This is a genomic window from Pradoshia sp. Z3_51 (genome assembly GCF_058215915.1).
The window spans coordinates 505447-524224 of sequence record NZ_JBZAJC010000001.1; the positions used below are offsets into that span (position 1 = coordinate 505447).

Genomic DNA, 18778 nt, shown 5'->3' on the forward strand with positions numbered 1-18778 from the left:
CTGCCCCTAATTTGACTGTAGTATTTTTATATGTTTAATAATATCCTCGAATGGAATACCTTCAACACCAGAATATTGCTGAACAACTGTGCCCTCTTGATCGACCAATGAAAAGCTCGTTCCATGAATTACCTGGTCCCCTTCAGCAGGCTTCTGCACCAATACTTTAAAGCTATCCTTCGCCAGGCTTTCAATCGTTTCTTGGTCATACCCTGTTAAGAAGCTCCAATTATCGAAATTCGCCTGAAAGCTTTCCCCGTATTTTTTCAAAATAGAAGGATTGTCTACTTCCGGATCGATACTAAAGGAAACAAAATGTACATCTTCAAGACCTTCTTCAGTAATCATATTTTGAAGCTTTTTCATATTGGAAGTCATCGGCAAACATACTGTATTGCAATTTGTAAAGATAAAATCAGCGATCCATACTTTTCCTTCTAAATCACCTTTTGATACTTTTTGTTCATTTTGGTCTGTAAAAGTAAAATCTTCTACCTTCCAATTTACCGCATTAGGTATTTCTTGTTGAGAGCAACCATTAATAATGAAAACCAGAAAAAATACCATTGCTATTTTGCCAAAATAGTTCATGAATTAACCACCCTGTGTTTAATCTCTAATACTGTTAATTTTATCAAAATCTGTATTTTCACAAAAGTATTTTGCCTTTGATTGACAGATTGTTTTATCCTTTTGAGATTTAAACATTGGTAGTTTCGTTTGAGTTTCTTTGACTCGTTATAAAACCCTACTCGAACTGAATTTGAATCGTCACAATTTCAGAGCGTGTACCAATCCGAATAGGCGGTCCCCAAAAACCAAAACCGGATGTTACGATCGAGTCCATCTGACCCTTTTTTAAATAGCCCCAATCATTTTCATATATCGCTTCAGTAATTAGATTTCCCGGAAAAATCTGGCCGCGATGGGTATGACCGGAAACCATTAAGTCAACGCCTTCTTGCTGCGCAATATCAAGTTCATAGGGCTGATGTTCCAACAAAATGGCGGGCTTTTCGAGATTTACACCGCTCATTAATTTTTCTAAAGGCAACCTATCTTCCTCAGTTCGATCCTTGCGCCCAATGAGAGTGAATTCTTCTTTAACCTCTACGGTTTCATCGTACAGCACTTGAATTCCGCTGCGCTCTACCGCTTCAATCAGTTCCTGCATCGTACCATCGTGCTTATCATGATTTCCAAGGGATGCATACACCCCATATGGTGCCTGTAGCTTGGATAATATCCGATCGATTTTCTGATCAAGGAATGGTTGAACATCATCGTCAAATAAATCTCCAGGCAAAAGGATTAGATCAGGATTCAGCTCGTTAACTTTCTTTACAAAACGCTCCGCATGGTCTTTACCCGATAGCAACCCAAAATGTGTATCTGCAGCCAATACGATATGTAAGTTTTCAAGGGACGAGGAACCTTTATCCATCTTAAGTTCATAGTTGCGTACGACTGGGCTATAGGCATTATATGTACCGTATATCATAAATGTTATTAACAGCCCTACAGTGATGATCCCTGCCCATAACTGCGTTTTGGGCCGATGCAGCCGTGTCAGGCGTAGGAGAATAACTGTAATATGAGCAAGAGGAACTAGCATTAACAGTAAGTAAAAGCATGCCATCCAATAAGCACCAACAATATTTAAAAATGTCAGCCCAGAAAAGCGGCCAATTATAAATGAGCTTGCTGCAAGGATAATGATGAGGCTGTATAGGATCTTAAATCGCCGGCTTGAAGATTCCGGTCGTAGCCAACGATATCCCCGCCAGCCTATATAGTAGACGAGGCCACCATAAAGCAGCAGTGCAATAATCAGAATAAGAATGAACATATGTATTCCGAAAGACTCCTTTTTACATGATTTTTATCGTTTTAGTTTAATAAGGTAACATCCTACTTTATTATGACTTACCTATTCTTGATTGTTAATTTATTTGATTTTTATTTTATTCCATATCAACTAAAAGGGACATAAACTTTAAATGTTGTACCTTTGTTTTTCTCACTTTCGACTTCAATTTTCCCTTTCATTCTCTCGATAACTTGATAACAAACCATCAATCCAATGCCGGTTCCTTTATCTTTTAATGAGTAGAAGGCTGTGCCTAAACGTTTTATTTGTTCCTCACTCATACCAATACCTGTATCTGATACCGAAAAGACTATACACTCTTCTTCTTTCTGAATGGATAAAGTCAGTTCACCGCCATCCTTCATTGCCTCAATCCCATTTTTCATAATATTGATTAATACCTGCTTCACTTCGTTTGTATTTATGTATATTTCCAAGTCAAAATCCAATTCGAAGTGTAAATGAATATTGCTGACCATTAAGGCATATCCGTTCATTAAATCAACAATATGAGCGGAGAACTCTGATAACATCACATATTCCTTCGATCCTAAGTCCGGCTTGGCAAGAGATAGATAATCGTTAATAATTCCTTCAGCCCGATTGATTTCGTCCACCATTAATTTTATATATGATAATTCCTCTTCAGATAACTTGCTTTTATTTTGGAAGATTTGCAGAAATCCTTTCACAACGGTCATAGGATTTCGAATCTCATGAGCAACAGATGCTGCTAATTGTCCAATGGCATTCATTTTTTCAGCTTGTTGCAGCTCTTTTTGGATACTCGTCCTATATACAATATTATCAATTTCCTTTATGGCTTCATCAAAATTATTAATCAGCATTTCATTATCAGATTTGGAACCAATTTGTACTGAAGTAATTGAAAGCTTTTCAAATAAAATATGAAGCTGGTGAACCATAAAGTTGAATTGTTCAAAAAGCTCCTCAAAATCTGTTGAGGAATCTTCGGTTAACTTTATATTAAACTCACCCTGACTTACCTTCGTTATCCCTTTAATCAGCTTATGAACAGGGCTCATTAATTTATTTATATAATGATGAAGGACACCATATGCCATACAAAAAATGATCAATATACTTCCAATGAATAGGAGTGTCCAATACAAGTTTTTCGTGAGCACTTCATCTGCATTGATTGTCACCGCTAATATAGCTTTATTAGACCCTTCTAATCCATCAATCCCAGCATAGGCATTGACCCATTTATTCGAAGATTCCTTATATATTTCTGTTATTTGCGGATTTTCACCATGTATGACCTTTTGAATATAAGGTAGGGTTCGTTTGCTTGGCATAAAGGGGGACCCCTCCTTTATACCATTAGGTTGAGTACCATCTGATGCACTGATGATTTCATAATGCTTTTTATTTTCGTTATATAAAATAATATGTCCGGAATATAAGTGATTACTCTGTTTATCCATTTCGTTTAGATAGGTTTTCAGTTTAGACCTTGCACCAATTGAGGAATCAGTATTAACTGAAGCTTCATTTATTAATCGGGAGGAAATCATTGATGAGCCAACCATAACCATCCCCTTACCTCTTTCATACAATATATCTTCTGTATAACCATTAATTAATTTATACCCAATAATTGAGATAAGAATGATAGTAATGAGCATTATCAAAACTATTAGCGTCAAAATTTTGCGTTTGATTGACATCGGCTTTTTTATATTCTTCATAGATCCCTCACACAATTTCATAGTATCTATCTATAATTAGACAAAATTAGGCAGTTTTCCTGTAATAAATATAAAATAATAACAAAATCCAAAAAAAATACACTATCTCCATCTTGGATAGTGCATTTCTTTTACTGTTAAATTAGTCGGCGTAATACATAAAGCCGATTGCCCCAATTCCCGTATGTGTACTAATAATCGGTGTTGTTTCATAAATTGGTACATCATCTATACCAAGTTCACGGATTATCATTTCTTTCAATTTTGTTGCAAGTTCCATTGCATCTGCGTGGGTTATACCAATCCCCTTTAGAACTTTCCCCTCAATATCCTGCATAAGCTGCTTCACTAAGAATTTCACGATTTGACCTTGACTTCTCACTTTCGCTACAGGGGTATACTCTCCCGTATCAAGTGAAGCAATCGGTTTGATATTTAAGAGAGAACTTAACATTGCTTTTCCTTTTCCAATTCGGCCGCCCTTAACTAAATTCTCAAGGGTATCCACCACAACAAAAAGTCGAGTATTTTCCCTAATATGATCCAATCGTTCAACAATCTCTTCCATCATTATACCTTCTCTTGCCATTTCAGATGCCGCTAGTACCTGGAATCCTAATGCATTGGATATATACTTGGAATTAACTACAGTAACTTTCCCATCAGCCATTCTGGCAGCAGTTTGAGCCGATTGTACAGTACCGCTCATTTGAGCAGTCATATGAATAGACAACACTTCACTTCCATCTTCTGTAAGCTTATTATATACTTCCAGAAATTCACCCGCTGGGGGCTGTGAACTTTTTGGCAATTCTTCTGATTGCTGCATTTTGGTAATAAATTCTTTAGATGTAATATCTACTCCATCAATGTATGTTTCGCCATTTATTGTTATTGAAAGTGGTACAACTGTTATGTCATTTTCTGCGATGATCTCCTTTGGCAGATCAAGCGTGGAATCAGTAACAATTTTAATATTTGGCATAGTTTCACTTCCTATATGTATGACTAATCATATTATACATGGTAGAAAATAAAATTTAAATGAATTTCATTTTCCTGAATATAAGTTTATGAAAAATTCTTATAATTCAAATACTCAATTCCAGCAAATCCTACCATGTAAATTTGTTAATCGATTTACGTTAAACGAAAGCATAACTGGCATGCAGCTGTACTAAATATATATTTCCTAAATTTAACTATTTATTATTTCCCCTCATCATGTATATAAACTCCTAGCTATTCTATTATTAAAAATAAAAAGAGTGTGAATCACTGTAGATTCACACTCTGCTGCATTCAAATTTCGTACTTAATTTAAATCCTGTTCCAGTTCGTACTGTTCTGCTTTTTTTTGCTTTCGTTTATATACAAATTTTGATAGTGAAATGCTAATTTCATATAACAGCAATAACGGAACTGAAACTACAAAATCAGATAAAAATTCAGGCGGTGTAATAATAATCGCAACCACGATTAACACAAAATATGCGTATTTCCGATACTTTGCCATAATATACGGATTCAAGATACCCAAGGACGTCAAAAACATCATGACGACTGGCAATTCAAAGAGAAATGCAAACGGCAATGACATATGAATAATAAATTTCAAATATTTATCTGCCGTATAGGATGTCGTCATCACATCATTACCCAAATCTGTCAAGAAACTCATAACGATTGGAAAGATGACAAAATAGCCAAAGGATAATCCTGCTATAAACAGAAGAAATAATGCAGGTATATAGGATAATGCAATTTTTTGTTCGTGTTTCAAAAGTGCAGGTTTAATAAACAGCCAGAGTTGAATTGCTAGAACAGGTATTGTACAGGCAATAGCCACTATGGAGGCTATTGTAAAGTAAATCCACATAACATCACTAGGGCCAAGTACAATAAGCTTCTCATCTACATTACGAGTAAAAAATTTATATATGTCTTTAACGAAGAAAAAAGATACACATAAAAACAGTATAAAAGCAGTTACTGTGATGATTAACCTTGTTCTCAATTCATCAAGGTGCTCTATCATATTTAATTCTTTCTCTTCCAAACTAGAGTCACGCCTTTCTGAATCCCTTTAAAGAGGTGCAAGAATAAATTCTCACACCTCTTTTAAATAAACTATTAAATTATTTATTGATTTCTTTTTTAACATCCTTTATATCATCCACTACATCACTGGTTAAATCTTTTGTAGAATTTTTAAATTCACGTAATGTTTGACCGAAGGCCCTGCCGATTTCAGGTAGCTTCTTAGGTCCAAAGATAATCAGGACAAGCAAAAGGATTAACAGTAATCCTGGTACACCAATATTTGAAAACATTCTTTTCTCCCTCCCAAGCTGAAATGAATCTAATTCTATTATAATTGTTTTAAAGGTAAAGAAAAGTAATAATTTCATATACAAACATAATATGTTAACTTTTACTTATTTAGGAATGCATTTTGTTATATATAAATCACCCATTCTTCTTATATTAAAAATTGATGAAGGCTGCTTCCTTTCTTTACTTCAACAAATTGGAATCCTTTATTCTCCATTCGCTGCATCAGTCCATTATAATCTTCTCTTTTTTGCAATTCGATGCCAACAAGTGCAGGACCATTGTCTTTATTATTCTTCTTCGTATATTCAAACCTGGTTATGTCATCATTTGGTCCAAGCACCTCATCGAGAAATTCTCGCAGTGCACCCGCTCGCTGTGGAAAATGAACAATGAAATGATGCAGGAGACCTTCATATTGAAGAGAGCGGTCTTTAATATCCTGCATTCTTCCAATATCATTATTACCTCCGCTTATGATGCACACGACCGTTTTTCCTACCAATTGCTCTTGATACAAATCCAGTGCTGCAACGGACATAGCTCCGGCCGGTTCAGCCACAATCGCGTGTTCATTATATAATTCCAGAATCGTGGTACATACTTTCCCTTCCGGCACAGTAACCACATCCTTAAGCAAGTCACGGCAAATAGCAAATGTTTTCTCTCCAACCTCTTTTACTGCAGCTCCATCAACAAAGGAATCAATTTGCGGAAGTTTAACCACCTGTCCCTCTTTGATCGCAGTTTGCATAGATGGTGCCCCAACTGGCTCCACACCGATACAGGCAGTATTGGGAGAGACACTTGCACTGTATGCAGCTATACCTGACATCAATCCGCCGCCGCCAACACTACCAAAAATATAGTCAACAGGTACATCCATATCCTGAAACATCTCAACAGCTACCGTACCTTGTCCTGAAATCACATTTTGATCATTAAACGGATGAATGAACGCCCTATTTTCTGCTTCCTCACATTTCCTTGCTTCTATAAATGAATCATCAAACGTATCACCAATCAGGATAATTTCCACATATTCTTTGCCAAATAACTCCACCTGATTAACTTTTTGTCTTGGAGTGGTCGTAGGCATATAGATTTTACCCTTTACCTTTAATTCATTACATGCGTAAGCAACTCCCTGAGCATGATTGCCGGCACTGGCGCATACTATGCCATTTTGCAATTCCTCTTTCGATAGATTTAGCATCGCATAAAATGCCCCACGCAATTTAAAAGAACGTACATATTGAAGGTCTTCTCTTTTCAAATAAACATTACAATGATACTTTTCTGACAACCTCTTATTTCTTTGCAAAGGAGTGTGAGCAACCTTGTCTTTTAATTGCTGATACGCAATTAAAATTTGTTCAGGTGATACTCCTTCATTTGTTTTCACCAGATGCCTCATATGCTCTCCTCCATTACTTTTATTAATTTATAAATTATAGCAGGTACGAATAATAAATCAACAGAATTTTTAGAAAAATCAATATAATAGAATTTAACTGATATACTTTTAATAATTTACAAATTAATTCCGTGTGATTAATTGGGCTACATTGATGACTTGATGAAATGCTGACCACTTTTTCAAAGCTTCAAAAAAACGACAAAATAGGTAGAATTTTCTCCACCTGTTTTGTCGTTCTAGCACTAATGATACGTATGCCTTTGATTTGATTTATGCACCCTTTAACAGATTGCTTCTTTCCTCTTTGATTCTAGTATGAATATGTTCAGCCACTGCTGTCATTCCCTCTTCTTCGTATTGTTCAGAGGTAATCGCAGGCAATATAACAAGTTTAACCTTCCCTGGCTTTATCTTATTATTGTTATTCTCAAACAAGTCCGCAGTACCTGTAATCATAAAAGGTACAATCGGCACCCTAGTATCTTTAGCAAGACGCAATGAGCCCGCTTTAAATTCACCAATCTCCTTACCTCTGTTGCGAGTACCCTCTGGAAAAATGAGAATTGAGTGGCCATCCTTTAATTTCTGTACCCCTTCTCTAATAGCCTGTATAGAAGCACGTCGATCCTTACGATCCATAAACACGCAGCCCATCACTTCCATCCAGCCAGCAACAATCGGAATTTTTTTTACTTCAATTTTTGAAATAAAGCCAAACGGCTTGGAGATACCAGCCATTAATACGGGTATATCAAAATCCCCTTCATGATTTCCTACAAATAATACTGGCCCATCCGGAATATTTTCGGCCCCTACGACTTCCAGCTCACAGCCTGAATTCTTTAAAAATCCTTTTGCCCATTTTTTCGGAATTTGTTGAATTTCCACATCGTCATGAGCATTATTTTTCTCATAAACCTTCTTCATTTTAGATAGTCCTGGTAAGCTGTACAATAAAAAGCCGCATAAATAAATAACCATATAAATTAACCGTAGCAATGTAATAAACCTCCTGTATCGAACCCTACTTGCGTATGTATTCTTTAAAATAATAATCGTATGGATTTCTTTCGTCTTTTGGTCCTTTTTCAGATGAAAGCAATTCCCATTCTTCATCATAATTTTGAACCGGGAAGAATGTATCTCCTTCAAAATGATGATCAATATATGTCAAATAGATTTTTGAAACATACGGAAGAAGCTGTTCAAATAATACTTGTCCCCCGAATATGACACATTCAGTATCGGTATCTTTTTCTATTTGAAGAATTTCATCCACTGAGTGTACGACTTTTACTCCATCAACGACCCAAGATGGATCTTTCGTTAAAACGACATTCGTTCTGCCAGGAAGAGGCTTTCCTATAGACTCAAACGTTTTCCTACCCATAATTAAAATTTTACCCATCGTGGTTTGTTTCACATGTGCCATGTCGGCAGGAATACGCCATGGAAGACTATTATTTACACCAATGACCTGGTTACGATCATGTGCTACAACTATTGAAAACATGTTATTCCCCCTTTTACTTCATCTGATTTGTGCAATGATGAAAAAATATTCCGGATCATATTCTTAGACTAATGAATCTAATAATCGTTGCAAATCTAATGCCACCTTTTTTTAAATCATTACATAAGTAATAAAACCGATCCCTAGCTTGGGAACGGCTAAATTTGCAAGGTGATCAACATTTAACCGTCTCCATTATAATTAAAAAGAAAAATTATTTATCATATACGAAGCATATCATATTCTAATTATTTTAATTATCAGTGGATTTATTTAACCAATTAAATAGCTGATTTGCTATGTCAAATTATTCACAATTTATACATGTTCACATGAATTCATAAGTATTAACACAACACCAATATTTTTCATTTTGAAATGATATAAAAATCTAAGTATTTATTGCACTATACACTATCATAACTTTGTTTCTATAATGCTTCAACAAGATTTTCAGCAACACATTTCAGGTTCTTTATCCTAATATTTTCTCTTCTATATATAATTAATTATCTCTTTAACGAATATAAGCTACTTATCGGGCTACTTCATATGAGAAGTTTTATTCATCTGTATTTAACCTTCCAATAATTGTTTCAATTATTGAACCAATTGCAGCAACACACAGAACCATCAACACAAAATTACCAACCACTGGAATAAAATAATCGAGCATTACTAGGCCTATACTAACCCATATTCCAGTACACCAATGACAACTTAGTAATTCTCCGAAAAAATGTTTGATTCCCTTTTCTTTAACCATATATAAAATTATTTCATTACCTTCTTCATCAACTTCACTGATTTCCTCAAAAAATGGCTTTCTGATAAATTCAGTGATTTTATCAAACACAAATAGGCGTGTTAATCGAAAAGCTGCTAATCCTATTATAAATATTTTCACAATATCCAACTCCATTATTAATCCCCTTTTTCTTCAATTTTTATAAATACATTTAAAAATAGGCTATATACTCAAACAACTATACTCTTATTTTCATAACCTGTTAGAGAAATGATTTCATCAAGGAGGAGAAGATATGAGCTGCGGTTCTGAATTTGAAACATCCAGTTGTATTTGTGATACTTTACTAGCTATTGTGGAAGCTCAAGATTTAGTAAAACCCGATGAAGAAACTCTTGGAAAAGGCTGCGAAAGAGCAATTAACGAATTAAATAATGGTAAACTTTTTGGAGGATACAAATATAACACGATTCCAATTATGCTTACTGTATTTAACACCGGAAAACTATTTGAGGGGCATGGAACAACTAAAAAGAAGGGAAAATGTTATTTTGTTGAATCCAAAATTTTCCGCATCGACAATGTTGATTCTGATTCTTGTTGTGCAACCTTAGAATTATTAAAGAAAAAAGATCATTTTCCAAAAGGTATAGACTCAGATGACCATCATTATGAAAATCATAAAGATGATTATAAAGATAATCATAAAGAAGATCATTATTTTGAGGAACTCGAAGGAACCGATGCTTATATTACTGTTGATTTGAAGATGTTTGGTGCAGTTACTTGCCTTTGTCCTGTAGCTATCCATCATGATTGTAAATAAACTGGCAGGTTATAATTTACTTTCATATATTTACAGCCTGGGGGTATCTCCTCAGGTTTTCTTTTTGTGTTTGATTTTTATTACCTTCACTTTTGATTCGATTTATTATCTTTAGGCTTATCCTCTTTAGGCTTATCCTTTCTTTCTGATACATCTTATGAAATTTACCTTTTTTTGATTAGACGATAGCCAACATATTCATAAAAAGATGACCTATTTTTCAATTTCAAGAAAAATAAGGTCATTGTTATGTTTAATCTATATAATAGAAAGTTCATCAACATCATCTATGGCAATTAATCTAATTTTTTCATCTACTTTTACCTTTAAAAATTCTCCACGTTTACTCTCTATTTGCCCAACAAGGGTTTCTCCCTCAATTTTTATTTCACAGAAAGGCTTCTCCACTACTGATGGATACCTTGCTAACCTTATTAATTTCATACGAAGATCATCTTTTAGAGGATCACTTTCGACTTGAACCTCAATATTTTCATCCGACTTGAAATCTTCTTCACCTTGGCTTGTTTTTCCTATAAACAAATTTTCTGTGATATTATCAGTATCTTTTTTTAATGCTTCTTCATGCAACTTCTCTGTAAGTTCATTTTTTACAGCTGGTTCGTCCTCTTGTAGACTATATTCTTCTTGTAATTTATTATCCTCTTTTTCTTTGATACTTCCCTTACTGTGATAAACTTCCTGCATATTCTGAGCAATCAATTTACCTTTATTCACTGGTTGGATAATATAAAATATCGGTTCTTTTTTATTATTTTCCATTTCATTATCATTCATTGTTTTTCTTCCTTTCCTTAATGGGTCATTTTTATATGTATGCATATGGCCTTTGTCCTTTGACAAATTAGTTGTAACAAACAAGCCTTATCATTTAGCCTAAAGGACACATTTTCTGAGACAAGAAGTGAGGTGTGAATTGGTTTACGTCTTGTTTTTGTTATAACAGTGGTAACCTTATCTTCTTATGCTCTAAGGATAGAAACTCACCCTATCGACAAAGAAAAGCCGATTGCAAGTTAAAGCAATCGGCCTTGTTCTCTTTATTTTCTCACTTCTTCCCAGATAACCGCCTGTTCTTCATCCCCTCTAGCAATTTCTGTTGAAGGCGCAAATATTCAAGCAGTTCATCTTTGGAAAGTACCTCGAATAGTTCTAAAAAAATCGATTCACCAATCTTTTGGGCCTCGTTTAAAGCTATACATCCCTGCTCGGTAATCTTTAAATAAACAGTGCGTCGATCTCCTTCATCATATAGCCGCTCAGCCAGCTCAAAATGAACGAGTTTTGAGGCAATATGCGTGACTGCTCCTTTGGTGTAGCCAAGCATATCAGCGAGTTCACTTTGCCTTAATGTCTTGCCATCACTAAGTTCAGCCAGAACGAGTACTGCCGATACACCGATTGGATAAGAGTAACGCGACGTGAAATCCACGATGTGCTCATTGGAGACTTGTTCAATGGAATGAATTAAGTCAAATAGATTATCTTGTTCCATCATCATCACTTCTTAACGAAGCATAGTTGCTCCACCATCGACCATGATGGTTTGCCCAGTAATATATTGAGAGTCTGCGCTCGCTAGGAAGACTGCCACACGGCCGATATCTTCCTCTACATCACCGAAGCGGCCAAGCGGAATTTTATTCACAACAGCCTGGTAGTATTCCGGCTGCGCTTTTGCCCATGTACGTACGCCTTCAGAATCAGCAATCGGACTGATCAGGTTAACATTAATACCATAGCGTCCCCATTCATTAGCGGCAACACGAGTGATTCCGCGGATAGCTTCTTTCGCAGCTGCATAGGCAGCTTGTGTTTGGTCACCATTAATACCCGCTCCAGAGGCAAAGTTAATAATGTTTCCTTTTGTTTCCTTCAAATAAGGAAGGGCTGCCTGCATCAAGTAGAATGTAGGAAAGAATCCTGTTCCAAGTGACAGCTCTAAGTCCTCATGTGTAATCTCTTCAAATAATTTTTGTTTACATGCATGTGCATTATTGACTAACACATCCAGTTTGCCATACTTATCAACAACTGTTTGAATAATATTTGGTAAGTTTTCACGATCCATTAAATTAGCTTTCACAAACATGGAGTTTGGAGAGATGTCCTGCAGAATTTTTTCCGCCGCTTTGCCTGTTTCTTCATTTACATCGACAATCGCGAGGATAGCACCTTCCTTGGCCATTGCTTTCGCCATACCAAGCCCAATACCTCCCGCACCACCTGTAATAATGACAACTTTTTCTTGAAGTTTCAAAAAATCTCCCCTTTATTTTCTTATTCAACTATATTTTAACAATAAACTATTTATTAATAAACTAATACGCTTACATTTTTAATAGCTTGCTTGTTTTTTCATTTATAAAAACTTCTTCATAAAATAAAACGTGCTGGCATAATAAAAGCAAGAAAACGATATGAGCTTTCTTGCTTCATAATTAATTTGCTTTTAACATAATACACATTTACTGATTGAGCACTTTACTTACATAAGGATATCCATCCAAAGCTTAACCGCTGTAGCTGCAATGATGACTGCAAGAATCCACTGCAAAACTTTTGTATTCATTGATTTGCTCACCCTTGCTCCAAGTGGTGCAGCAATGATACTTGAGATTATCATGATCAAAGCTGGTCCATAATCAACTTGTCCTGTCAGAATCTTACCAGTGCTTCCACCGACAGAGGAAATGAATGTAACCGCAAGGCTTGTCGCGATTGTCATTCTTGTTGGTATTTTTAGAACAACAAGCATGATTGGTACAAGCATAAATCCTCCTGCTGCACCAACAATTCCTGAAGAAATCCCGACAATAAAGGCAAGAATAGCGGCGAGTGGCTTGTTAAACGTATCTTCATTAAGCGGCTGGCCATCGATTTGTTTTTTAGGAATAAACATCATAATTGCCGCGATAACGGCCAACAAAGCATATACAATATTGACAGCACTCTCTGATAAAAAAAGAGAACCATAGCTTCCTATAAAACTTCCCGCCAGGATGGATCCCCCCATATTAAGAATGAGCTGCTTGTTTAAGTAACCGCCCTTTCGATAAGCCCAGACACCCGAAATGGAGGCAAATAATACTTGGACTGCACTAATACCGGAAACTTCATGCGGACTAAATGCGGCAAGACCGAATAATGGCGGAATATATAAGAGCATCGGGTATTTGATGATTGAACCGCCAACCCCCAGCATCCCTGAGATAAAAGAACCGATGAAACCTATCATAAAAATAACTACTAAAAATAAAATATCCATATGCATTACACTCCTTTCCAATAAAAAAAGCGGACTTCCAAAGTTACGGACGTCCGCTATATTCTTATGCCTTCTGAATATAGAATTTCAGTACTCCGGCTTCTTCTGTTTGCTCTACGATGGTGTGCCCGCCAGATTTAGACCATGCGGTAAAGTCGTTCAACGCACCCTTATCTGTGGCAAGTACCTCCAGTACCTCTCCGGATTGAATTGCTGCTATTGCCTTCTTTGTTCTAACAATTGGCATTGGGCAAGCCAGCCCTTTTGCATCTAATGTTTTAGTGATTTTCATATCAATCTCTCCCTTTGTTAAATTAGCGAACTGCACAGCGGTTTGGACCAATTTCCATTTCAGTTTGTTCATCTAGTTCGGGTATAATTTTACCCATATTCACTTGACGGATTTGCTCATATGCATTTGGCTGCGGTGGCAGATTTTCTGTGACTATCTTACGGAATTCATTTTCATTATCAATATTTAAACCATGATTTTCAGTCAGCAAAGTTCTAAGCCGTTTGGCAACAGTACCGTCTTCGTTTACTTCATCCATAATCATGAAATGAGCAGGAAGGACAATTAATTCATCCGCAAGCACACGGTATCCTTCATACAATGTTTCACGTAAATCGTCCACCCAATCCTCGGCAAGACCAGCTAAATCCGGGCGCCCAATTGAATCGATGAAAAGAATATCCCCCGTAAGTAAGTAACTTCCGCCAATGACAAAAGAAGTGGAGCCGATTGTATGCCCCGGTGAGTATATAGCATTGACTTCAATCTCTGATTCGCCAAGCTTCACCGTTAACCCGTCTGTTAATGGCGTATAATTATATACAACTTCCTCAGCATCCTGCTGTGGAAGATAATACTGTGCACCTGTCTGTTCAGCAATTTGGCGCCCACCAGAGATATGATCAGCATGCAAGTGTGTGTCAAATACATGCTTGATTTTCACTCCCTTTTCTCTGGCAAAGTCGATAAATACATCCGTGAATCGGACTGCATCGATGATTGCCGCTTCCTCACCAGAGATGACCATATAGGAGAGACAGCCTTTGCCAAGGCGTACAAATTGATAGATCTCTCCTCCACCTTTCAAATCATCTACCTTTACAGGCTCAAGATGCATACTCCATGCCTTCATACCACCTTCCAAATAGGCAACAGGTCGGCCAGCCTCTAACAGCATTTCAGCAACCATGACAGATGATCCTTCTTTTGCACATACTACAAGAACTTCTTTATTCACTGGGATTTCAGAAAGAATTTCCTCTACACCATCTAGTAATTCAAAATAAGGTATATTCATATATTCAAAGCTCTTAGCCTCAATCTTCCAATCCTTAAATGCATCTTGATTACGAACATCCAAAATAAATAAGTCCTTATGTTCAATCACATATTTAGCCACATCGGTAGCTGTCCATTTCAAAACTTTCATTTTCAGTTACCTCCTGACGTGATTTTATTCGTTTCTTTTATTAATTCGCCTTTCCAATCTTTCATGCCAGGGAATACATTGAATACTTTTTGAAATCCGCTTTCGACAAGTTTGTGAGCAGCTAGTTCACTACGTCTGCCTGTACGGCAAATGACGTAAATATTTTGATTGGAATCTAGTTCACTCATTCTTTCCTCCAATTCCCCAAGAGGAATTGACTTTGCCTGAGGCACATGCCCAAAGGCATACTCGGCTTCCTCACGAACATCTAAAATGATACCCTCACTTGTTGCAAGATCTTCATTTGTTATTGTTCGTTCAAATGGTTTATCAACCTCGCTATCTGCACCACCCTTACGGATATAATGAATAAGGATTTCGCCATCTTCATTTGTACCAATATATTCATGGCCAGCTGATCCCGCCCAGGCAGCAAGATCGGCCTTTGATCCCTTATCTGTTGCCGTAATTTTCAATACCTTGCCCACAGCTAATTCTTTCATCGCTTTCTTCGTTTTCACGATAGGCATTGGGCACGCGAGTCCTTTTGCGTCCAAGTGAACATCTGCTTTGATTGACATTATGATTCCTCCTATACTCCATAGGGTATATTATTGTTTTAAAATTTTTGACCGTCTTCCCTTTCCAAACAAGCATACCTCCAACCATATTAGTTGCCTGAAATCCAATCGATTCCAGATAAGAGGCAGCATTGCCACTTCGAGCGCTTGAACGGCACACGAGAATGTATTCCTTATTTTTATCCAGTACACCAATACGGTCCTGAAGCTCACTAAGCGGAATATGGATAATGCCTTCAATATGAGCCTCAGCCACCTCTTCTAGCTCTCGTACGTCAATTAAATTTAGTAGCTTCCCTGCTTCTAAGCGTTCTTGAACTTCTCTTGCTGTAATTTCCTTCATTTAGCTCACCCTTCCTCAAATCCTTACAAGTATTAAATTAAACCTTAGAAAACTAACAGATCTAACTAACAGATCTTACTTGAATTTAAATAAACAAGTTGACTGCTCCATTTTCTGCGTCTGCAAGATAGGCGGCAACTCCTGCATAATGAACGTCATCCAGCAATTCCTCTTTTTTAAGACCCAATAAATCCATTGTCATTGTACATGAAACAAGCTTGATATCCTGTTCCCGTGCCATGTCAATCAGCTCCGTTAAGGTGAGTGCATTATGTTTATTCACGACATGCTTAATCATTTTTGGTCCCATGCCCATCATATTCATTTTAGAAAGCGCTAGTTTTTCAGCACCTCTTGGCATCATAAAGCCAAACATTTTCTCAAGGAGGCTTTTCTTTACATTCATTGGCTCCAGTTTACGTAATGCATTGATTCCCCAAAATGTATGGAAGATTGTCACTTCATGGTCATAGGCAGCCGCTCCGTTTGCAATAATATAGGCGGCCATCGCCTTATCATAATCCCCGCTGAATAAAATGATATTAGTTGATTTCTGTTCCATTGCTCCTCCTTAGAATACATATACCCCTATAGGTATTTATTATTGTAAAAAAATATAATCTTTTCCTGTTATCTGCTTTTAACGAGCAAGTTTACCGCCTGTCCAATTAATTCATTCATCTGTTCCTCATCTCCATCAATCGCACGTACACATTCAATTAAGTTTTCACTGACGACGATACCAATTGTTCGCTCTATTCCGGAACGTACCGCTGAAAGCTGGGTGATCACATCCTTACAATCCTGTCCTTCATCCATCATACGTTGTATGCCACGAAGCTGACCTTCCATTCTTCTTAATCTCACTTTCGTTTTATCATCATAATTCATTCATCATTCCCCCTCTCAGTTGTATTATATCGATATGCCCATCGTATACCCCTATGGGTAATTGGTCAATCAGAATGCTCAATAAATTCTTCACATCCTTTCATGCCCTAAAAAAATACTGACATTCTAGATTAAAAGTACCTACTTAGATTCATATTTTATATTCATTAGTTGCCATGTATTTGTTTATGTTATGGGCTTTTTAAACACTAGCAAACCGTATATTTTTAAAAAATTTGGCCATACTATGCTTAACTTTGTTTGATTTTTCAAGGAGAAATTTATGTATAGAGGTATTATATTATTGGATGAGAAATGTCCTATTATCCAAGTCCTAAATTTTGTGAAACATTGCCCATTAAAATCTGTCAATGATTTTATCTGTCAAAAAAATATAGAAATTGCAACCTTAAATCCCCATCAGCTTACCAGCTATTATACACGCCCGTTTGCCTTATATTTTGATTTAAAAAAAACCAGAAAAGATCGTAAGGTTACTTATGATTATTTAGTAATAAATCTTCACGAAGCTTTCCAAAAATTTACGGATACCTATCCGGAATATTGGAATGAAATACAAAGTTCGTTTCACCATATCCACTTAATTAAGTGACTTAGTAACTGAGTAACCCTTTAGTCTAATCCAATTGCATCACAATATCTCTATTATTTCCACCCGATAAATGAATAGATAAGATTCGAGTACTCATTACTTTTTGAAATTATGAAACAAACTCATATCCCTGCAGTTTTATATAAAAAGGCGTACAGAATATCACTATTCTGTACGCCTTTTTGCTATCAGTTATGAGGCTGTCCGTAAGCACTCTAAATTAAACAGCAATCGGTGCTTTGATCGTTGGATACGGGTCATATCCTTCAATTTTTATTTGATCCAGATTCATATCAAAAATACTTGTAAATGAAGAGTCAATCACCAGCTCAGGAAGCGATCTTGGTTCTCTTTCCAATTGAGTCTTCACTTGTTCTACATGGTTTAAATAGATATGTGCATCACCAAGAGTATGGACAAATTCACCAACCTCCAGACCACATTCAGCTGCAATTAAATGAGTCAACAATGCATAGCTGGCAATATTAAATGGTACACCGAGGAAGATGTCTGCACTTCTTTGATACAGCTGGCAGGACAGCTTGCCGTCTGCCACATGAAACTGGAATAAACTGTGACATGGCGGCAAAGCCATAGTTGGTACATCCTCCGGATTCCATGCAGATACAATCAATCTTCTGGAAGATGGGTTTCTTTTAATTTGTTCAATCACATCTTTAAGCTGGTCAATCGTTTCACCTGTTGACGTCTTCCATTCTCTCCATTGTTTCCCATATACATTGCCAAGCTCTCCATACTTCGCCGCAAAGGCATCATCATTTAAGATTTTCTCTTTAAATAAATCCATTTGTTCCAAATATAATTGATTAAAATTTTCATCCTGTAAAGAACGAATACCAAAATCAGTCATATCAGGACCTTTATACTCTGAGCTTTCAACCCATTTTTTAAAGGCCCATTCATTCCAAATATTATTATTATGCTGTAGCAAAAACTTGATATTCGTATCTCCGTTAATAAACCACAGTAATTCACTTGCAATCAAGCGAAATGGTACTCTTTTGGTTGTTAATAATGGAAAACCATCCTTCAGATTAAATCTCATTTGGTGGCCGAATACAGAGATTGTACCTGTCCCTGTACGATCTTCTTTTTTTGTCCCGTTATTTAGAACATGCTGGCAAAGATTTAAATAGGCCTGTTCATTTTTCACCATTTGTTGATCCTCCTAT

22 protein-coding genes and 1 pseudogene are annotated in these 18778 nt (G+C 36.4%); 2 read left to right on the forward strand and 21 right to left on the reverse strand.

The genetic code is table 11. The features are described from left to right. Positions 1 to 6: 6 nt before the first annotated feature. The 10 genes from AC4BHA_RS02275 to AC4BHA_RS02320 all read right to left on the reverse strand — a co-directional run bounded on the left by AC4BHA_RS02275 (position 7) and on the right by AC4BHA_RS02320 (position 9774). Positions 7 to 591 (reverse strand): SCO family protein, encoded by a 585-nt coding sequence (locus AC4BHA_RS02275; protein WP_175354300.1) that lies wholly within the window; start codon positions 589 to 591, stop codon positions 7 to 9. A gap of 157 nt (positions 592 to 748) precedes the next feature. Beyond that, the gene (locus AC4BHA_RS02280; protein ID WP_490551371.1) at positions 749 to 1849 is read right to left on the reverse strand and encodes a metallophosphoesterase; all 1101 of its coding nucleotides are present in this window, start codon (positions 1847 to 1849) and stop codon (positions 749 to 751) included. Positions 1850 to 1974: 125 nt separating this feature from the next. Beyond that, positions 1975 to 3585: an ATP-binding protein gene (locus tag AC4BHA_RS02285; protein WP_490551370.1), complete on the reverse strand. Its 1611-nt coding sequence runs from the start codon at positions 3583 to 3585 to the stop codon at positions 1975 to 1977. Positions 3586 to 3727: 142 nt separating this feature from the next. Then, entirely contained in the window at positions 3728 to 4570 is an 843-nt protein-coding gene (locus AC4BHA_RS02290) for a DegV family protein (RefSeq protein ID WP_490551369.1), read from the reverse strand. Between the two features lie 330 nt (positions 4571 to 4900). Beyond that, on the reverse strand, positions 4901 to 5644 hold the full coding sequence (gene tatC / locus AC4BHA_RS02295; RefSeq protein WP_490551368.1) for a twin-arginine translocase subunit TatC: 744 nt from the start codon (positions 5642 to 5644) through the stop codon (positions 4901 to 4903). A 79-nt stretch (positions 5645 to 5723) separates the two neighbouring features. Continuing rightward, a complete protein-coding gene (locus tag AC4BHA_RS02300; protein ID WP_066107160.1) occupies positions 5724 to 5918 on the reverse strand; it encodes a twin-arginine translocase TatA/TatE family subunit in 195 nt (64 codons plus the stop codon). Positions 5919 to 6067: 149 nt separating this feature from the next. Beyond that, the gene (ilvA, locus tag AC4BHA_RS02305) at positions 6068 to 7336 is read right to left on the reverse strand and encodes a threonine ammonia-lyase IlvA (RefSeq protein ID WP_140461575.1); all 1269 of its coding nucleotides are present in this window, start codon (positions 7334 to 7336) and stop codon (positions 6068 to 6070) included. A gap of 273 nt (positions 7337 to 7609) precedes the next feature. Continuing rightward, positions 7610 to 8338 (reverse strand): lysophospholipid acyltransferase family protein, encoded by a 729-nt coding sequence (locus tag AC4BHA_RS02310; RefSeq protein ID WP_225983582.1) that lies wholly within the window; start codon positions 8336 to 8338, stop codon positions 7610 to 7612. Positions 8339 to 8363: 25 nt separating this feature from the next. Next, the gene (locus AC4BHA_RS02315) at positions 8364 to 8852 is read right to left on the reverse strand and encodes a dihydrofolate reductase (RefSeq protein ID WP_490551365.1); all 489 of its coding nucleotides are present in this window, start codon (positions 8850 to 8852) and stop codon (positions 8364 to 8366) included. Between the two features lie 562 nt (positions 8853 to 9414). Then, positions 9415 to 9774, reverse strand: a complete 360-nt coding sequence (locus AC4BHA_RS02320; protein WP_490551363.1) for a DUF1360 domain-containing protein — start codon at positions 9772 to 9774, stop codon at positions 9415 to 9417. Between the two features lie 121 nt (positions 9775 to 9895). Here AC4BHA_RS02320 and AC4BHA_RS02325 point away from each other — a divergent pair, with 121 nt between their 5' ends. Beyond that, the gene (locus AC4BHA_RS02325; protein WP_066107185.1) at positions 9896 to 10426 is read left to right on the forward strand and encodes a CotY/CotZ family spore coat protein; all 531 of its coding nucleotides are present in this window, start codon (positions 9896 to 9898) and stop codon (positions 10424 to 10426) included. A gap of 258 nt (positions 10427 to 10684) precedes the next feature. Here the strand turns inward: AC4BHA_RS02325 and AC4BHA_RS02330 are convergent, their stop codons facing one another. The 10 genes and pseudogenes from AC4BHA_RS02330 to AC4BHA_RS02375 form a co-directional block, all read right to left on the reverse strand. Next, complete coding sequence (locus AC4BHA_RS02330; RefSeq protein WP_490551362.1) at positions 10685 to 11224, reverse strand: hypothetical protein; 540 nt, start codon at positions 11222 to 11224, stop codon at positions 10685 to 10687. 271 nt (positions 11225 to 11495) lie between these two features. Next, positions 11496 to 11948, reverse strand: a complete 453-nt coding sequence (locus AC4BHA_RS02335; RefSeq protein WP_490558105.1) for a MarR family winged helix-turn-helix transcriptional regulator — start codon at positions 11946 to 11948, stop codon at positions 11496 to 11498. 6 nt (positions 11949 to 11954) lie between these two features. After that, positions 11955 to 12647: an SDR family NAD(P)-dependent oxidoreductase gene (locus AC4BHA_RS02340; protein WP_395940465.1), complete on the reverse strand. Its 693-nt coding sequence runs from the start codon at positions 12645 to 12647 to the stop codon at positions 11955 to 11957. A 288-nt stretch (positions 12648 to 12935) separates the two neighbouring features. Continuing rightward, positions 12936 to 13715 carry a sulfite exporter TauE/SafE family protein gene (locus tag AC4BHA_RS02345; protein ID WP_490551361.1) on the reverse strand — a complete coding sequence of 260 codons (780 nt, stop codon included), beginning with the start codon at positions 13713 to 13715 and terminating at the stop codon, positions 12936 to 12938. A 64-nt stretch (positions 13716 to 13779) separates the two neighbouring features. Continuing rightward, positions 13780 to 14007 carry a sulfurtransferase TusA family protein gene (locus tag AC4BHA_RS02350; RefSeq protein WP_066107202.1) on the reverse strand — a complete coding sequence of 76 codons (228 nt, stop codon included), beginning with the start codon at positions 14005 to 14007 and terminating at the stop codon, positions 13780 to 13782. A 22-nt stretch (positions 14008 to 14029) separates the two neighbouring features. Then, complete coding sequence (locus AC4BHA_RS02355) at positions 14030 to 15157, reverse strand: MBL fold metallo-hydrolase (protein WP_490551360.1); 1128 nt, start codon at positions 15155 to 15157, stop codon at positions 14030 to 14032. 2 nt (positions 15158 to 15159) lie between these two features. Then, entirely contained in the window at positions 15160 to 15738 is a 579-nt protein-coding gene (locus tag AC4BHA_RS02360; protein ID WP_066107211.1) for a sulfurtransferase TusA family protein, read from the reverse strand. 49 nt (positions 15739 to 15787) lie between these two features. Beyond that, positions 15788 to 16081, reverse strand: a pseudogene (locus AC4BHA_RS02365) (rhodanese-like domain-containing protein); the annotation flags it as partial. 85 nt (positions 16082 to 16166) lie between these two features. Continuing rightward, positions 16167 to 16643 (reverse strand): DsrE/DsrF/DrsH-like family protein, encoded by a 477-nt coding sequence (locus tag AC4BHA_RS02370; RefSeq protein ID WP_490551359.1) that lies wholly within the window; start codon positions 16641 to 16643, stop codon positions 16167 to 16169. A 68-nt stretch (positions 16644 to 16711) separates the two neighbouring features. Next, on the reverse strand, positions 16712 to 16972 hold the full coding sequence (locus tag AC4BHA_RS02375; RefSeq protein WP_066107222.1) for a metal-sensitive transcriptional regulator: 261 nt from the start codon (positions 16970 to 16972) through the stop codon (positions 16712 to 16714). 283 nt (positions 16973 to 17255) lie between these two features. Between AC4BHA_RS02375 and AC4BHA_RS02380 the strand changes: the two genes are divergently transcribed. Beyond that, the gene (locus tag AC4BHA_RS02380; protein ID WP_490558106.1) at positions 17256 to 17585 is read left to right on the forward strand and encodes a hypothetical protein; all 330 of its coding nucleotides are present in this window, start codon (positions 17256 to 17258) and stop codon (positions 17583 to 17585) included. 220 nt (positions 17586 to 17805) lie between these two features. On the opposite strand, the gene AC4BHA_RS02385 is transcribed toward AC4BHA_RS02380, so the two are convergent. Then, positions 17806 to 18762, reverse strand: a complete 957-nt coding sequence (locus tag AC4BHA_RS02385) for a thymidylate synthase (RefSeq protein WP_490551357.1) — start codon at positions 18760 to 18762, stop codon at positions 17806 to 17808. Positions 18763 to 18778 lie beyond the last annotated feature (16 nt).

Coding starts and splice junctions, on each gene's coding strand:
- AC4BHA_RS02275 (WP_175354300.1), bottom strand. CDS start 591: ATGAACTATTTTGGCAAAATAGCAATGGTATTTTTTCTGGTTTTCATT.
- AC4BHA_RS02280 (WP_490551371.1), bottom strand. CDS start 1,849: ATGTTCATTCTTATTCTGATTATTGCACTGCTGCTTTATGGTGGCCTC.
- AC4BHA_RS02285 (WP_490551370.1), bottom strand. CDS start 3,585: ATGAAGAATATAAAAAAGCCGATGTCAATCAAACGCAAAATTTTGACG.
- AC4BHA_RS02290 (WP_490551369.1), bottom strand. CDS start 4,570: ATGCCAAATATTAAAATTGTTACTGATTCCACGCTTGATCTGCCAAAG.
- AC4BHA_RS02300 (WP_066107160.1), bottom strand. CDS start 5,918: ATGTTTTCAAATATTGGTGTACCAGGATTACTGTTAATCCTTTTGCTT.
- ilvA (WP_140461575.1), bottom strand. CDS start 7,336: ATGAGGCATCTGGTGAAAACAAATGAAGGAGTATCACCTGAACAAATT.
- AC4BHA_RS02315 (WP_490551365.1), bottom strand. CDS start 8,852: ATGTTTTCAATAGTTGTAGCACATGATCGTAACCAGGTCATTGGTGTA.
- AC4BHA_RS02320 (WP_490551363.1), bottom strand. CDS start 9,774: ATGGAGTTGGATATTGTGAAAATATTTATAATAGGATTAGCAGCTTTT.
- AC4BHA_RS02325 (WP_066107185.1), top strand. CDS start 9,896: ATGAGCTGCGGTTCTGAATTTGAAACATCCAGTTGTATTTGTGATACT.
- AC4BHA_RS02330 (WP_490551362.1), bottom strand. CDS start 11,224: ATGAATGATAATGAAATGGAAAATAATAAAAAAGAACCGATATTTTAT.
- AC4BHA_RS02335 (WP_490558105.1), bottom strand. CDS start 11,948: ATGATGATGGAACAAGATAATCTATTTGACTTAATTCATTCCATTGAA.
- AC4BHA_RS02340 (WP_395940465.1), bottom strand. CDS start 12,647: ATGGCGAAAGCAATGGCCAAGGAAGGTGCTATCCTCGCGATTGTCGAT.
- AC4BHA_RS02345 (WP_490551361.1), bottom strand. CDS start 13,715: ATGGATATTTTATTTTTAGTAGTTATTTTTATGATAGGTTTCATCGGT.
- AC4BHA_RS02350 (WP_066107202.1), bottom strand. CDS start 14,007: ATGAAAATCACTAAAACATTAGATGCAAAAGGGCTGGCTTGCCCAATG.
- AC4BHA_RS02355 (WP_490551360.1), bottom strand. CDS start 15,157: ATGAAAGTTTTGAAATGGACAGCTACCGATGTGGCTAAATATGTGATT.
- AC4BHA_RS02360 (WP_066107211.1), bottom strand. CDS start 15,738: ATGTCAATCAAAGCAGATGTTCACTTGGACGCAAAAGGACTCGCGTGC.
- AC4BHA_RS02370 (WP_490551359.1), bottom strand. CDS start 16,643: ATGGAACAGAAATCAACTAATATCATTTTATTCAGCGGGGATTATGAT.
- AC4BHA_RS02375 (WP_066107222.1), bottom strand. CDS start 16,972: ATGAATTATGATGATAAAACGAAAGTGAGATTAAGAAGAATGGAAGGT.
- AC4BHA_RS02380 (WP_490558106.1), top strand. CDS start 17,256: ATGTATAGAGGTATTATATTATTGGATGAGAAATGTCCTATTATCCAA.
- AC4BHA_RS02385 (WP_490551357.1), bottom strand. CDS start 18,762: ATGGTGAAAAATGAACAGGCCTATTTAAATCTTTGCCAGCATGTTCTA.